Here is a 15,781-nt window from a genome sequence, read left to right as displayed (position 1 = left end):
TTTTTTTAGAATGTGGAAAAAATTTTATAAATTATTGCAAATACGCTCGTATGTATCGCAATAAAAAAAACAGTTCGTTATGTAAAAAAAAAATATAAAATACTAAATTAACCAATCTTTCCGTTCTAGTTTTTCAGATATACTTAACATATATACTTTATACTGACTCTTTATCAACCAGTCCATAATATATTTTCGAATACCACAGTGTTATTTATAATAACCTTCTCTATACGATCTTGCCCATTTAGAGTGAATTTTCATCATAGTTACTTACTCCGTTCTGATGACAGTTTGATAAATAGAGTTTTGAGAAAGTTATTCATACTTTATACATATTTTTCTGCCTATTAGAAGTTAGGTTGAGTGTATATACTATCGTCTTTTTCACCCTAAAAACGCCCATAAACAGCTCACAAAAAACGATCATTTTCGAAAAAATATGCTTATCACACGAACTTTTACCATCAGCAAGAAATTATAAATAAGAGAACGTAGTATTAAACTTTTCAATTAGGACAAACCTATGTTGGGTTTGCCAATTCAGTAAATAAAGTAAATTTATGAGACTTTAATTATGAATTTCGTTACAACTGGAGAAATAGATGTAAATTATGGAAGTTATAAAAGAGAAGATAACCTCATAGGGAGTATAATTAAACCGAATGATAAAAACCGTAAACAATCAACTTCGTACTCTTAATTCAACAATAGATACAATACAATCCTAACGGTTTACTGTTATAATGTAATTTATCAAATAGCTGTAAAGGGTATGTTCTCGATGCCTTTAAACCAAATCCCTATTCCTAAAAAATAATAACTCTAACTGTCGACTATGGATATTAAATGCGACCAATGCTTTATCGTATTTAATTTAAATAATAGTTATATTACTAATAATTCAGTTTCTTACAATGTAGAATTAAATAGCGAGCACAATAAAATTATTGGGTTTTTTCTTTAGACCCACATTTATTTGTAGCTGGCGACACTAAGTTATAATATGTAGATATTGGTTTTGTATATACATTTTACAATATGTATAAACCATGCACTTAAATTGATCAAAAAAAATATTCCTCTTAACTATGTTAAATATAGTCATACGTATTAGTCGATAATACTAAACGGCCATGTAAAAAAGTGAAAATATGGCGCATAGAAAACAACTTCATTACAATGCCTACTATAATTATCTGGGCTCAAATTATATGAATAATTTACTCTCTTTAATTAAGAATGTTTACATATATTAAACTATTAAAGGTTAAGGAAATGATGGGAAATTCAAAGCTAATTATTACTAGCTTACTATTTTGTTTTCTAACTTCTTATAAAGTTATAGCTGCAAATCTAATGATGAGCAATGAAGTTACTATAGCTTACGATCAATGGCCAGCTGCTCTGCAATATGCAACTATTGATACAAGTATAGAAAACTCACTTTCAGATATAACTGGGTTTGAAACAAGCAAATGGGATGACTTTGGCACTAACTCGGGTTGGACAGCTCAAGTCGTTGGTGATTTTAATAATGATGGCTTAGATGATGTTGCCAATTTTCACCCGAGTAATGGGACTTGGTGGGTCTCTATTTCTACCGGCACAAGCTTTAACACAACACAATGGGATGACTTCGCTACTAGCTCAGGTTGGACGAGTCAGGTCGTCGGTGACTTTAATAATGATGGCTTAGATGATATTGCCAATTTTCACCCGAGTAATGGGACTTGGTGGGTCTCTATTTCTACCGGCACAAGCTTTAACACGACACAATGGGACGACTTTGGTACTAACTCAGGTTGGACAAGTCAGATTGTCGGTGATTTTAATAATGATGGCTTAGATGATATTGCCAATTTTCACCCGAGTAATGGGACTTGGTGGGTCTCTATTTCTACCGGCACAAGCTTTAACACGACACAATGGGACGACTTTGGTACTAACTCAGGTTGGACAAGTCAGATTGTCGGTGATTTTAATAATGATGGCTTAGATGATATTGCCAATTTTCACCCGAGTAATGGGACTTGGTGGGTCTCTATTTCGGCCAATACAAGCTTTAATACGACACAATGGGATGACTTTGGCACCAACTCGGGTTGGACGAGTCAAGTCGTCGGTGACTTTAATAATGATGGCTTAGATGATATTGCCAATTTCCACCCGCATAATGGGACTTGGTGGGTCTCTATTTCTACCAACACAAGCTTTAACACGACACAATGGGATGACTTTGGCACTAACTCAGGTTGGACGAGTCAAGTCGTCGGTGACTTTAATAATGACGACTTAGTTGATATTGCCAATTTCCACCCGAGTAATGGGACCTGGTGGGTCTCTATTTCTACCGGCACAGGCTTTAATACGACACAATGGGATAACTTTGGCACTAACTCAGGTTGGACGAGTCAGATTGTCGGTGATTTTAATAATGATTACTCGGATGATATTGCTAATTTTCACCCGAGTAATGGCACTTGGTGGGTATCCAAAGCTACGAGTAATTAACGAATCTCCCCCGCTCAAACTTTTTAGGTGGGGGAGTTACCAATAGATAAAGTATTCAGATCAGCCATCAAGTGTTCATTTACTTTCCGGCCACCAGATTATTACTCAAATTAATGAATAGCAGAGAGTCTTTCGCGCGCTCATAAGGGACTATGGTAATTCATCCAACCACTCAATAATAACCGCAGCACCACGATTACTGGCTGACTCTTCAGATCCGGGGCCTCTACAAGGTTCTTCTGCTACACGTTGCCAATCTTCGTCAAGATAATTGGCAGGCACTCTAGCTGTAACGCCGGTAGTGCAATTAATAAAACCTGTTTCTATCGATGAGAATAGCGGTTCCGCAATAGAGGAAATAAAACCACTACCGCCATAACCAAATGCAGTCCTATTAGTACCTGAGCAAGAGCCAGTGGAAAGTTGTCCCCCCATATAGCCGGCACCACCACCACCACGGCCTACTCTGCAGCTTGCGGCCATATTATCGCTAATGGTTAAATTGGCCGGATCATTACCATTACGCCCATTTCGAATTCCAAATCTCCCATCACTACTCGCTCCTCCCCCGCCTGCTACTATTATTGCCCGTGCTTGATCACTGGAAATAACAGCTTCCGTACCACTAAAAATGCCAGATAAGCCTCCACCTGAACCGCCGAAACCATAATGCCCCACGCCACCATTATTACCCCAACGTCCAACAACAACGGTATATACTTCTCCCGCAGAAATAGGAATTACCGCTGTTGTATAACCTCCCACACCTCCACGAGCGCCATTATCGCGATTTCCTCCTGCCCCCCAGGCTTTAACTCTCATAAATTTAGCTCCAGCGGGGACAACAGTAGACTGATCACTCCCCACATGGAAAAAATCTTCTTTACAAGCATTTTTATCCTCAGAAAGCAATTTTTTACAAGCAAGTATTGGTTCTCCAGGTTCATCAATCTCTTTGCTTAGATAGGAAATTTTTACAATACCGGGATTATTAGCGCACCCTCCCTGCCCTATTAGAGTAAGTTGAATATAATATTTACCATTTATTATTTTTATTCTTTTATTTACTAACTCAACAACAGAGTCTAGCTCTTCGGTCAATTTATTTTGCTCATGATCTTGTAATTGATATGTTTTAACAACTTGCTTGCCACTCCAATACAAGTAAAACTTGCCCCTACCAAGGGTTTTATAATGTATCGGCCCTTCATAAATGCCACAATCATTAGATTCGCCTTTAGCAAAAATTGATGCCGCTGCAAAAGCACCATTATCTACGGTTATTGTTCCATTTCCATAAAATGTTATTTTCCCTTCAGTGCTTGAGTAAAGAGGATCAACGGTTTCATTTCTAACATTCCAGGTGCCAATTAACTGTTCCTTAGATATTGATATCGCCTTAGCAATATCAGTGAAAAATAAACTTATAAATAGAAATAACACTTTTTTTATCATATATCACCCATGTAATAAGTTAAGGGAAAAGGTGCTGCTTTTCAGCGATAAGATCTTACTATTTTCTATCATCTACGCGAGCGCTAAAGAATAATTTAGTCGCTTAATTCTTCTTAAGTAATTTATTTGTTACCTATATAATTGGCTTTAAAGATATTTTCAAATGTCTATTAGACTATATAAATAAGCTGGATAAAATTCTCAGAAAGTTGATTACAAAAAATAACACAGCACAAATTTATAGCACTAAATTCATGGCACTATTATGCTCATCAGAGATCGCCGAAGAATATACAACTATAAGATAAGCTAATGAGATAGGTTAGAAAAGTTATAGTAATAGTAACTCCCGCAAAAGTGACAGCGTAGTAAAATTAGATTTATGAAATTCGTAGCGCAAGGCTAGCATGTAGATTTAGAATACACCTAAGGCGTTACTTTTCTCAACGGTCAACCAAGTCAACGCCAAGACGTGTATATTTAAAATTAATTGAGCAGACGACATGCCTAGGCTACTTTGATTAGTTTACTAATTTTATTTTTTGCCCGTCGTAAAAAACTCTCCTCAAAACTTAGTTCTTCACGTTTTCCAGATTCATTTAAAAATACAGTACTATGTGATTTTTTTGCCTGTTCCCCTCTTTCTCCTGCAGTGTAATAATAAAGCGCTAGAGACATACGACTTCTATCTTCTGGGCAGTTTAAAGGCTCGGGATGACCATGAAAACTAGTATTAGTGGTGGTAAAAATTGCCATTCGATTATAGAGTGGTAGCAGACGTTTTTGACAGCCTTCACGCTTTTCATCCCACAATTCAAGATGACCACCCCACTCCTCTTTCCAATCTTTATTGAGATACACGAGTACATTTAATCTTCGATAAACGTTCATTGTTGTATGTTCGTTAAAATCAACATGAACACCCAACTTACCACCACGAGGTATCTTATGAAGACCTCCGCCAACAAGATAAGGATCTGGGATCAAGCCCTTGATGCCCGTCAAATTTTCTAGAAAATTAAGAAAGGGTTCAGAATTCAAATTATGAATAAATGCTCTTGTTACTGGTTGAAGATTGATATCTCGGTTCATCTGAAGTTTTTTTTCATACTTAGATTCAAATTCCTTCCATTGTTTTTCACCTTCTTCGAATTCATTAATTATTATATCAAGGAGTTCAGGCTCGAACACATCGTCGTATACACCATGAGCATAAGGATGTGAATTTATATAGCGTTCTGATTCAAACTCTGCAATCTGCTCAAGTTTAGTGATAGGAAGTAGCTGGTTATGATTTAAATTAAACATGCTTGGAACTCCTGTAGGACTTCTTCAGACGAATAAAATATAAGTTATCTGGTAATAGGCTGGTTTTATCGACTTAGAGTTAATATATCAGATTTTTGCATGAATATAATTCTTCGTCAATAAAGTAAACAATTCACTAAGACCCAGAAAAGATCCAGAATGAAACATAAAGAGTCAGAGCGTCGAGGAAGGCGATATATTTAAATAACTTTAAAATAATTTAATAGAAATATCTAACTTATTATAGGCGACAACTTCGTACACATTAGTTCCGATATGCTTTACGAAAACATACAAACATTTTGAAACTCCTATTAGTCAATTTCCATACTAAAAATTTCAGCTAAAGACTGATTAGTAAGAAAACACACTGTGAAAAACCTTTATGAGTCATTCTCAAAACAAAACATGATTTATCTCAACACATACAAAATTAAGAAAAGAGAAAAGCTAGGCAGTAATTTTTTGGTTTTTCTTAAGCGAAAAAAACTACTAAAGGCAGATAGAAATTCATAAACATATAGCCTCCAAATCCATTATATTTAATTATTAAAAGCCTATATTTTTCGCAATCAATAATGCGGCGTAGATTTCACCTTAATAAGACAAAGTACAATTCAAAAATATGACAAAAAAATATTTTAAACGACAATTTATCATACAGATAACGAATACATTACCTTTAGAGAAAACTTTATGATCTAATAATAAAATCATAAAGCATAGGAACTACGAATATTTTTTGGGAACAAGTATTAGAAAAAATGAAAAATAAAAATGGAGGAAAAAACTAGAGTAATTTAATACGGCTTCGAATTTTTAGACAAGCACGTTCTTTTTAAATATATAAACATTGTATTCATTTAAATTATAATTACCTTAAGGATAGAAAATGAAATTTAGTCGCATCATTATTTCATTAACATTGATACTTAGTAACATATCAGCTTTTGCGGAAAGTCATTTATATTCCAATTTTCAAAACCCTAGTAGGTTAGGAGTTCCGGGAGCTGTTTCTGACTTATCAGAAAGCTTGAATAAGAGCACTGAAGTCTTTCATGAGTTTACTCTTAGAAATGACAGCTACGTTTCGAGGGTAAGCTGGGTTGGCAGCAAAGTACCCGGTTTCGAAGTAACTGCCTATCCACTTTTTAGGATTAGCTTTCATGAAAGTATAAGAGGTTCAGCGAACTGCCCAGCGGATTATAGGATGATTATATGCCCAGACCCTTCACCAATAGCGCAATTTATTGTGGAACCATCTTTAATAGATAACTCTGTAGGCCACAGTGGCCAGGGCGCAAAGTACTCGGTACATCTTGGCAGCCCAGTGTTTCTACCTAGCGCACAGAATTACTGGGTGTCTATTGCATACTTTGCACCAGATATTAATTCTAATAGTGCAGACGGTTATGAATGGCATTGGGGCGTAGGGGATAACTTAGTTCCGCAAGTTCAGTACGATTTTGATACAGAGCGTTACGCCTATACACTTGGCCACACTTTTTCTTTGTATGGAAATATCGCTGAGTAAATTCACATAAAATTTGTGCTAGCCAGCAAGTTTGACTTAAGCTTCTCGTAGAGAGAGCAAATATTTAGCCAACTCATTTTTTGTTCCCGGTGGATATTATTTATTAAGCAATACTAAAAGAATGGAGTTCAAACCCACCCTCTACCCACCACCAATAACACAAAGCCAACCCTTATTAGGTTGGCTTTTGTATATTTTCATACCAACAAATGGGTAAAGACCATAGGTTTACGGGCTTATACTATAGAGTATTCTTTGATATATTGCTTAAAAAGTAAGCTTATACCTAATGTAGTACTATCAAGCTCTTATCTATGTGAAGATTATCAACTTAAAGGCTTAGAACATAAAGCTTATAAATTTACTTGCTTTATAATTTCTTATTAACATAAAGAACTTATTTTTTTATAACAACACACAGGAGTACATTAATAAATAAAGATAAGAGCTTTAATTATGTCAATTAGTTTTCAAAATTATAATAATCTTTCTCCACTAAGACCTCATGCATCCGTTAACAATACGACACAACCTAGGTCGTTTGGAGCAAAGGCTGTTGCCGCTATTCAATATTGCTAAAGAGACGTTTTCACAAACGCCTATGCAAGCTTTAGGCGCGCTATCACTGGAAGGTTCAGGTATTCAGGGCTTTGAAAAGTTTGGTATGGCTGGAGGATCATCTAAAAAGAAATACTATAATATGACGATAGATGAGCTGGTCAATGTACTGAAGCTGCCGTCATCAATAGACCCAAATACCGGTAAAAAATACAAAAAAATGGATTTACTAGAAAGAATTGACGCTGCTATCATCTTAACTAAGATGAAAAAGTAATTCTAACAGTAGTTAAGTGGTAGCTTAAATAGAAGGAACATACAATTTATAGCAACACTTAATACATATATTATCTCTCTCACGAGGGATCGTGAACTCAAAATAAGGTCTGCTGTCCCTTGCTTTTATAGATTTCCTGCAAATATTAACCTTAGAGCCAAAAAAGCAGCCATCCTGATTAAGAATCAAGTTTGATGGATAACCTCTTTGTAAGTATCCAAAAAATTATCGCGGAGTAAAATTTATAGTACCTCCTCAATATCATCAAGCTTTTCGAATCTACCTATACGAACTTGAGCAATAAAAACTATGATAAATACCTAATTGTTAAGTCGCTTTTATGCTTTTTATAAAAAATACCTTTTTTATTCTAGAATATCAAACCTATGTGAAATTGAGGCTGTAGCAATACACGAAAAAAGGATAAAGCCAGGTGGAAGTTATAAATGAATGCGCAATTATCCTAACATGACTAGGATAATAATATCTATATTGATAGCCTGAAAACTATATTTCCATCTTTTATACAGAAAATAAATATAACTACCAAGTGAAATTTATATCTAACTTTACCCAAGAGAAATGATCTAAAAATGGCTTAGCAATAATTTAGATAAAATTCAGTAAATTAAAGAAATTCGCACAAAGTATTGCATACTGAAGCGATGTAAGGTTAATAAAAATAAAAGTAACGTTTGTGAGGGAAAAATGACACGCTCTCTACATTAAAACGTCGTATTATGTGCTAGACATTCAATGAGTAAACTAATATAGTATTGACGACTCGATCATTAAGAAAGGCATATAAAATAACAAGAGACGAAAACGTAACGTTATTTCATTTGGGTCAGAGCTACCAATACGCTAGTCAAGCTGCTATTCGATAATTACATTACTATAGGCCTAAACGGAGTGTAAGTCGACGAGATTATTTTGTTTAATTATAGAACAACACCGATTGGCTATTAATAATGAATGAAAAGAATGGGAATTTTGAATAAAATGATGTTGTACCTTCTGAGGTTTTTATAAACATATGGATGAAAATGAACTAAGTGAGAAAATTCTAAAAATTGCTAAAGGATTTCAAATACAAGCAAAAATCATAGAGCAGAAATTTAACTCAATTGCAGCAAGATTCGGTAGCGAAAATCTATTAGCTCCACACAGACTTACATTAAATAACTTACCAGAAACAGAATCACGTTTATCTGCTCTTTTTGAAGCAGGAACAATTTTGGTTAAAGATTACCAAGAATATTCAATTAATTTTTTAAAGAGTGTATATGAATTAGCAGACCAACAAAATGAGAGTACAAGATTAAAAATAATAGTACCTTTCATAGAAAAAATTTCTTTTGATTCTAATCAATTTAAACTTTCTATGGTTGCCTACAATAAGCATTTAGAAAATGCCGGAAAATTATTTACCTTTCTCAAGAAGAACTCACAAGGCTATCAGATCGAAGGGCCCGGTATATCATTCTTCGATGATGAATTAGAGAATAATTTTGATAATATTATGAACAATATAAAAAACTCATTCTACTATCTAGGGGAGATCGAAAAGCACTCAGCACAGGATGTCAAAAATGCCCTTAAAGATTTGGGAGAATCATACATATAAGGGTATATACCTACCATTATACGTCATAAGTATCTGCACTCAATGTGGCAACAGTTGAAAAATCATCATCCGCAGCTGATCTTCTCTGTAATTGAGTGCAATAAAAAAATTGATCAGGACGATATATTTTGCTACTAGGCTGATAGTAAGCCTTAGCACAGCGGTTTTAATAGAGATACTAATCGCTTGTTGAAAAAATATTTATCTAGATGAGAAGATTTGTCGATATATCCTTATATAAAATTGAATTCTATAATGCGCCAATTAAATATTCGATCAAGGAAAACTTTGAAATTTATCACGCCGGTATAAAAATTTAATACAAGTATTGTATCGATTAGTCAAATTCAAAGCGGTTTTCAGATGCATTATCATCTATTCTAATATTTGCTATTATATCAAAAACTTGCTCTTAATATTACAATTATAGGTTTCTATTAATCTGGATCAGTCACCAAGTTGAATTCGAATTTCAACTCTATTTGCAGAACAAAATTGCTACCCTCCTTTTAGCGGTAAAGACCATTTAAGTGTCTAGTCGTTGAATAAAATGTCAAGCACACATGTAACACGAGAATTATTTGAGGTGTCTAAAGTAACACTCGTTGAAACTTCTACAGCCATGGTGATTCGCACAAGAAATAATTTAATCCACAATTTAACGATGAGAAATCTAAAATGACGATCAAAGCTAAAGATTTAGTAAGTGTTATTTTTCTTGCAGTTATAGCAATCAATGTAAACGCGGAGTGCCCAATACCCAATAGTGAACCAGTTTTCTTGGGAGAGTCCGATGATGTTCAACAGTATGTATGGGATCTAAATAAAGCCAAAGGCTGGTTAGCCGAAGCAGATAAGCCCGTTGATGGCTACATTGAGTCTTATCAAAATTATGTTGTGGCTAATACTGATTTAGATCAAAGGGGATTACTAGAGCGTCAACAAGATATTTTTCTCAGATTTCTTGGGGCTGATTATCCTGGCGTTGCTAATTTTCAAATTCTCCTTGATGGCGAAGCAGGTAGGTTTGAAAAGGCTTCTTGTTTAGATCAACTACTACTCTCAGGACAATTTCAACGAGTAGACTATACTTTACCAACTGAATTTGTTGCTGAGATATATAAACGTGGTAACCGTCTTAGAGTTTATGTAGCGTGGAGAGCTGAGCAAAGTTACATTGGACCACCCGTTGATTTAAGCTCTCAAGAGCGTTTTGAGCTTATTGATTCCAACTGGACTTATTTAACTCACCTACATAACCATCCATTCTTTTTCGGTAACTTCGACATCGCCGGCACTATAATAGCAAGTGGTGCCGACCTTAACGCTTATAATAATTTTTACAGCATATATCCGTTACAAAGTGCAAGAATCACCAATGGCATTGATTCCGCTATCTATAGCCAAGCAGATGTCGATTATATGCAATAGTTTGTTTATTTACTACTAACCTACTAACTATAGTAGTTGTCTCGTACGTAGGTTTAGAACTTAGAGATGCATTTTTGCCTCCAGCAGACAACTAGCTAAAAATGCTGGAAGTCTAGATTTTTCACAAAATTATCATTGGTGAAATTTTTAACTTCGCTAACAGAGACACGTTTTGCGTGTCCTGTTGGTTGGCTATATTAGAGCTATCAAAAATTTTTAATCTGTCTACTTTAACGCTAAAGTCAATTAGACAAGTCGAAAAATAACACCATGGATATTTAGTTAAGTAAAATATCCACGTTCTTAGAAGGCTGGCACCAGCTATCGCAATCCTATTCAAATATCTACTAGAATTTTAACTCTAAATTTGGCTATAAAAAATAACTTCAAATACCAAAGCAAGATCTTCATTTTTACTAAAAAATACAACTGAAACAGCTGCTGCAATGTTATTCTTTTTAAATATTTCGCTACTCAAGTGACGCAAACCTATGCTGGCTACTATTATTTCTTTATTGCGTTTCATTAGTACCTTTCCCCTCAAAATTTTAATTTACCTCGATCCACCAATTTCACTCTTAAACCAGTTTTCTCTCACTCAAGCTCACTTTTTTACAAACCTAATGATCAAATGCATGAATTAAAGCGATTGGTACGACTAAAGTCCCTAATTCGAATGAGCTCGGAGATGATATCGATGTTTACATCGGTGCTGATAATGGACCTAAAGTTGTAAAATGTTAGTGACGTCATCATTACAATTGCTATAAGCCATATATGCGATGACCAGCCGCCATATAGTGAAAATGTACTTGGGTCTCGAATTAATAACGTGATGTCACAATATCTTTAAGTTGCCTGTGGGGTAGTGAATAGCGGATCAGTAGATCCGCTTTTTATAAGTTTTCTAAAAAACTAACATAGCTGTAAACAAATAAAAATCCAAATATAATGCTATGACGTTACTCATCGCTATTGATCACTTTAGTTAAATATTTAACAACTATTAATGGGAAAGTCGTATGAGAAATCCCATGTATTATTTTTCTGCTTTTAATCTTTAATAAAAAATAGTTTGTTTAGCTAGTAAAAATATAATTTATTTAGATCAGCAGGATTCGGCAAATATAGCGGTATCATCTTTCCGCCATCCAGGTGCAGAGTTAGCTGGGCTTGCAGGTTCAGGCTGAGCATTCGCAAAATCAACATCATCTACGGCAATACAACGTAGATCAGGATTATTAAATATTGTAAAGGCCTGGAGAGCATCTGTACCGTTGCGTACGTCCGCTGCCGTTAGTTGATTGAATCTAAGATTAATAATTCTCAATCGCTCTTGCGACTGTAAATTAATAGTGGTGAGCTGGTTATTAGCAAGGTTTAGTGTCTCAAGATTACCGTTATTGCTTAAATCCAGACTTTGCAATTGGTTACGCTGTAGTGAAAGGTTTTGCAAAAGAGAATTGTTCGCAAGATCAATGAAACTAATTTCATTTACTACTAAATTTAAATTACGCAAAGCAAAGTTCGAACTTAAATTAAGATTAGACAATTGATTGCGATATGCCAGTAAAGTTTCGAGGTTAGATAAGCCATCCACCTGTAAATTTTGAAGATTGTTATCCTGGATATTAATTACTCTCAGTCTCGCATTAGCTTGAAAATCTGCAAAGCGAATATTATTGCTTTGTGCATATAGCTCCTCCAGATTAACAAACGCATTGATCCCTGTAAGATCTACGATCCCCGCTCCTTGAATTGAAAGTGATTGAATGGCTTCAATATCGGCAATGCAAATTGAACCGTCAATTTCACCGCTGGAATCAATCCCTTGCTCCACTAATTGCCTTTCAAAATTCATATCAGGAATGGCGACAGTTTCACACTCAAAAACTGGGGAGGTGAGAAAGCGTGCAAGTCGAAAAATTCTAGTTGAGCTTCTAGACTCTAACCAACTCCCACTTGAGATGACTTGTCCGTTATCAAGCAGTTCCATCGCTGAGGAAGCCTCCGCAGCGAAGCCAGCCTCACCGAGACGCACAAAGGTGGGATCGAAGCTACCATCCGTATTTAGCCGCGCAATGCTACTTTGAACAAAACCATCGATCTCGGCGAAAAGGCCGCCAATAATTATTTTGCCATCTGGCTGCACCTTAATGTCGTATACGAGCCCACCCGACTGACTAAAAGTAGGACCGAAACCGCTATCGATATCACCCTCACGATTAAGTCGAAACAGTCCGTTCAGACCAACAAGAATATCTCCATTATCAAGGACAACAAGTCTTCCAATCCTACCACTAGTCGTTGCTCCCCGAGGTATAGAACTCAACAAGCGCGTTCCATTAATTCCGAAATTTTCGTTCAAACTTCCATCAGGGTGGAAGTTACTAATTAGAAAGTCGGTACCGTAAGGATGTACCCCGGCACGTTTCCAAGTAACGAGAATGGTACCATCATTATGTAAGGAGATATCCATTGCACTAAAGACAAATTGCGTGTTGGTATCGTCACTTGGGCCGCCTGTTGTTGCAAAACTCTGATCCAGACTACCATCAGTGTTAAGGCGTGCGATATTTATATGCTCTCTTCCATCGATCGCACTAAAAAAACCTGCAACAAGTACTTTGCCATCGTTTTGTACCGCTACTCGTTTGATTTTACCTTTTCTTATTCCTCCTGCTTTAATCGTAACGTTGTCTACGTTGAAGGACGAATCGAGGCTACCATCTTCATTTAAACGGAGAAGGTCACCGCCACTTGTGATAAGGATTTTTTTATTATCATACATAGATAAGTCATCAACCACGGTGCCGATATTTGGAATAGAATCAAAATCACTATCGATGGTACCATCCAAATTAATCCGGACGATTTCTTTTCCAAAAATAACACTTAGACTGTCAGATCTATAAAGGTTATCTGCAAGTAATATTTTACCATCTGGTTGCTGTAAAATTACACCGCCGCCATCGACTTCGCGATTGGCGTGAAAGTCTAGATCAATTCTGCCATCCACATAAACGGCTGCAAAGACGATATTAGGTGTGAGTATAAAGAAAAATAATATAGAAAATACTGTGTAAATCATTAAAGTTAGTATTGATTTTTTTTGCGTTATCCCGATTGAGTGAATCATAAAAACCTCAGTTATCCATTATTAAATACAAACGGGAAAATATGATGATTTCATTGATGAGTCAATAACTAAAAATAGTATTATTAAAAAAACTGAATACAATTTGATAATTAATTAGCACATTACAATTAATTACATTTAATTACTTAATTGTAACAATTAAGTAAAATTAGATTCATACATATTCGTTAGTAAAATAAAATTGGGAAGGAAGCCAATACTAAAAACCATGAGTCGTATAATGAATTATTTTTCAGCTTTATCATTTTACTCTCCCATTTACTTTAGTACATGCCTAAGTTGTCTATTTAGCAACGGATATTTTCGTCTCTTGCGTTATTTTCCTTATCACTTTTTTGTGAATTTACGCACCTCAACTTTCAACATTACGGTCTTGAATTTTTTCAGAATTTTGTCTCTTCAAGCCTAGCTTTTATATATTTATTTCAATACAAGAATTTCGCCAAAAGCATCATTTTTTTTACCACCACTTAACACTCAAGTATAAAAAGCGATCTGAATAAAAAATGCAGTTACAGAATAGCTCAGCTATACAATGAAGTATTTCTATCGCAAGGGCACATTTAACTAACTTTTTAAATTTAATCACCAAAGGTAGCTTTATGAATGACAATATCTCTTCTTATTCTACTGCGAAGCCTACTAACATTAACCCTAGCAATAGTTCCTCAAGTATAAACCTTGCAAGTGTTAGAACATCTAAAAATAGGCTAGGAATCAAAGTAAGATAAGAATCGTTTCCTCTCCTATTTAGGGCTGGCTCAAGCCCTAAAAAAACAAGCATCAGTCATTAGCTTACTTAATAAGCCGGAAAATAAACTTCTTAAAAGTCAAATATCGAGAGTCGAGAGAGAAACCAATAGGTATGTAGAGATAAAAACAATTTGGTTTTATTTTTTTATCACATATAGTCACTTAAAATTCATATTTTTTTTAAAATGAATATAAGGCCATAACACATACTAAATTTATTAAAATACATTAATATTAATTTAGCCAATAAATTACTGACCCAAAATAGTGATGAAAAGAGTTTTAAACAGTGAAAAAAGTGGTTGTGATAGCTATATTATGCGATACATATAATTAGCTATGTATCGCAATTGAACAGATTTAGCGGACTGTTTGTCCTATAACTTTATCGGTAATATTCTGCAGAAAATTTGATATTGTATTTTTTGACAATCTTTTATGTTATGTTTTTTATAATTTTACCCTTCACTTTGCCTACCTATATAGTTGTGATATATTCACCAAACTTATCATTCTTTAGACTACCCTCAAGTATTAATCCAAAACTTATCATTAACCCAAGCCCTTCATATGACATTCAATTTTTAACATACCCTAGTGAAATCACCGCCCACCTTGCCACTAATAACGTGTATTATGAAAGAATTTACTTAAAGTTCAATTTTATCATCAATATCAAATATTTGATTGCGCAGGAGATAACACCTTGCAAAATAATACGACCGAAAATATCTGTAACTCTCAAGGCTATTTAGGTAAGTGGCTAAACGTCAATACCGTGAGCGGCAAGGAATTTCACCTCATAACGTTTCATCAGTTTTTAATTGCAGTTTACTATCATATAATAATAGCGATCATCTAAAAGATAAAATCATTTCTTTAACCTTGGCTTAAACATATTGCACCAAACACAGTAAATTTTATATTACGGAAAAATCTTCTCTTCTATTATTTTCCTATTTTCGAAAAATATCTTCAAAAAAAATGCACTTTTCAGTATATTAACACTTCATATTTTTCGTTTTACTGTCACCAAAAACTAAATCAACTATCATCACCATGATGATGCTCCAAGCTTCTGGTTAGTGACGATTTAAAAAACACAGACAATGATTATTAAACCCCATAAAGCTCTGAGGTTGTTTTATAAGTTTTTTATTTTAT

9 protein-coding genes are annotated in these 15,781 nt (G+C 34.8%); 5 read left to right on the top strand and 4 right to left on the bottom strand.

Annotation, left to right across the window (positions count from 1 at the left end; all coding sequences use genetic code 11):
• Nucleotides 1–1,359 precede the first annotated feature (1,359 nt).
• A complete protein-coding gene (locus BVC89_RS07215) occupies nt 1,360–2,514 on the top strand; it encodes an FG-GAP repeat domain-containing protein (protein WP_158657825.1) in 1,155 nt (384 codons plus the stop codon).
• A 150-nt stretch (nt 2,515–2,664) separates the two neighbouring features.
• Here the strand turns inward: BVC89_RS07215 and BVC89_RS07210 are convergent, their stop codons facing one another.
• Nucleotides 2,665–3,969 (bottom strand): hypothetical protein, encoded by a 1,305-nt coding sequence (locus tag BVC89_RS07210; RefSeq protein ID WP_086930540.1) that lies wholly within the window; start codon nt 3,967–3,969, stop codon nt 2,665–2,667.
• 507 nt (nt 3,970–4,476) lie between these two features.
• Nucleotides 4,477–5,277: a 2OG-Fe(II) oxygenase gene (locus tag BVC89_RS07205; protein ID WP_086930539.1), complete on the bottom strand. Its 801-nt coding sequence runs from the start codon at nt 5,275–5,277 to the stop codon at nt 4,477–4,479.
• A gap of 892 nt (nt 5,278–6,169) precedes the next feature.
• On the opposite strand from BVC89_RS07205, the gene BVC89_RS07200 reads away from it, so the two are divergent.
• From BVC89_RS07200 to BVC89_RS07185, 4 genes are all read left to right on the top strand, one after another.
• Nucleotides 6,170–6,811: a hypothetical protein gene (locus BVC89_RS07200; protein ID WP_086930538.1), complete on the top strand. Its 642-nt coding sequence runs from the start codon at nt 6,170–6,172 to the stop codon at nt 6,809–6,811.
• Nucleotides 6,812–7,316: 505 nt separating this feature from the next.
• Complete coding sequence (locus tag BVC89_RS07195; RefSeq protein WP_158657824.1) at nt 7,317–7,646, top strand: hypothetical protein; 330 nt, start codon at nt 7,317–7,319, stop codon at nt 7,644–7,646.
• A 1,036-nt stretch (nt 7,647–8,682) separates the two neighbouring features.
• Nucleotides 8,683–9,273: a hypothetical protein gene (locus BVC89_RS07190; RefSeq protein ID WP_086930536.1), complete on the top strand. Its 591-nt coding sequence runs from the start codon at nt 8,683–8,685 to the stop codon at nt 9,271–9,273.
• A gap of 678 nt (nt 9,274–9,951) precedes the next feature.
• Entirely contained in the window at nt 9,952–10,704 is a 753-nt protein-coding gene (locus BVC89_RS07185) for a hypothetical protein (RefSeq protein ID WP_086930535.1), read from the top strand.
• 361 nt (nt 10,705–11,065) lie between these two features.
• Here the strand turns inward: BVC89_RS07185 and BVC89_RS29610 are convergent, their stop codons facing one another.
• Entirely contained in the window at nt 11,066–11,230 is a 165-nt protein-coding gene (locus BVC89_RS29610; protein WP_158657823.1) for a hypothetical protein, read from the bottom strand.
• Between the two features lie 582 nt (nt 11,231–11,812).
• Complete coding sequence (locus BVC89_RS07180; protein ID WP_086930534.1) at nt 11,813–13,843, bottom strand: hypothetical protein; 2,031 nt, start codon at nt 13,841–13,843, stop codon at nt 11,813–11,815.
• Nucleotides 13,844–15,781 lie beyond the last annotated feature (1,938 nt).

This window comes from Agarilytica rhodophyticola, from assembly GCF_002157225.2.
In the GTDB taxonomy this organism is placed as follows: domain Bacteria; phylum Pseudomonadota; class Gammaproteobacteria; order Pseudomonadales; family Cellvibrionaceae; genus Agarilytica; species Agarilytica rhodophyticola.
The sequence above is the reverse complement of the archived record's forward strand: the minus strand, read 5'-3'. Positions and strand labels throughout refer to the sequence as shown.

Excerpts from the sequence above, each read along its gene's own strand:
- BVC89_RS07210 (WP_086930540.1), bottom strand. The coding sequence starts at position 3,969 with ATGATAAAAAAAGTGTTATTTCTATTTATAAGTTTATTTTTCACTGAT.
- BVC89_RS07205 (WP_086930539.1), bottom strand. The coding sequence starts at position 5,277 with ATGTTTAATTTAAATCATAACCAGCTACTTCCTATCACTAAACTTGAG.
- BVC89_RS07185 (WP_086930535.1), top strand. The coding sequence starts at position 9,952 with ATGACGATCAAAGCTAAAGATTTAGTAAGTGTTATTTTTCTTGCAGTT.
- BVC89_RS07215 (WP_158657825.1), top strand. The coding sequence starts at position 1,360 with ATGATGAGCAATGAAGTTACTATAGCTTACGATCAATGGCCAGCTGCT.
- BVC89_RS07180 (WP_086930534.1), bottom strand. The coding sequence starts at position 13,843 with ATGATTCACTCAATCGGGATAACGCAAAAAAAATCAATACTAACTTTA.
- BVC89_RS07200 (WP_086930538.1), top strand. The coding sequence starts at position 6,170 with ATGAAATTTAGTCGCATCATTATTTCATTAACATTGATACTTAGTAAC.
- BVC89_RS07190 (WP_086930536.1), top strand. The coding sequence starts at position 8,683 with ATGGATGAAAATGAACTAAGTGAGAAAATTCTAAAAATTGCTAAAGGA.
- BVC89_RS07195 (WP_158657824.1), top strand. The coding sequence starts at position 7,317 with ATGCATCCGTTAACAATACGACACAACCTAGGTCGTTTGGAGCAAAGG.
- BVC89_RS29610 (WP_158657823.1), bottom strand. The coding sequence starts at position 11,230 with ATGAAACGCAATAAAGAAATAATAGTAGCCAGCATAGGTTTGCGTCAC.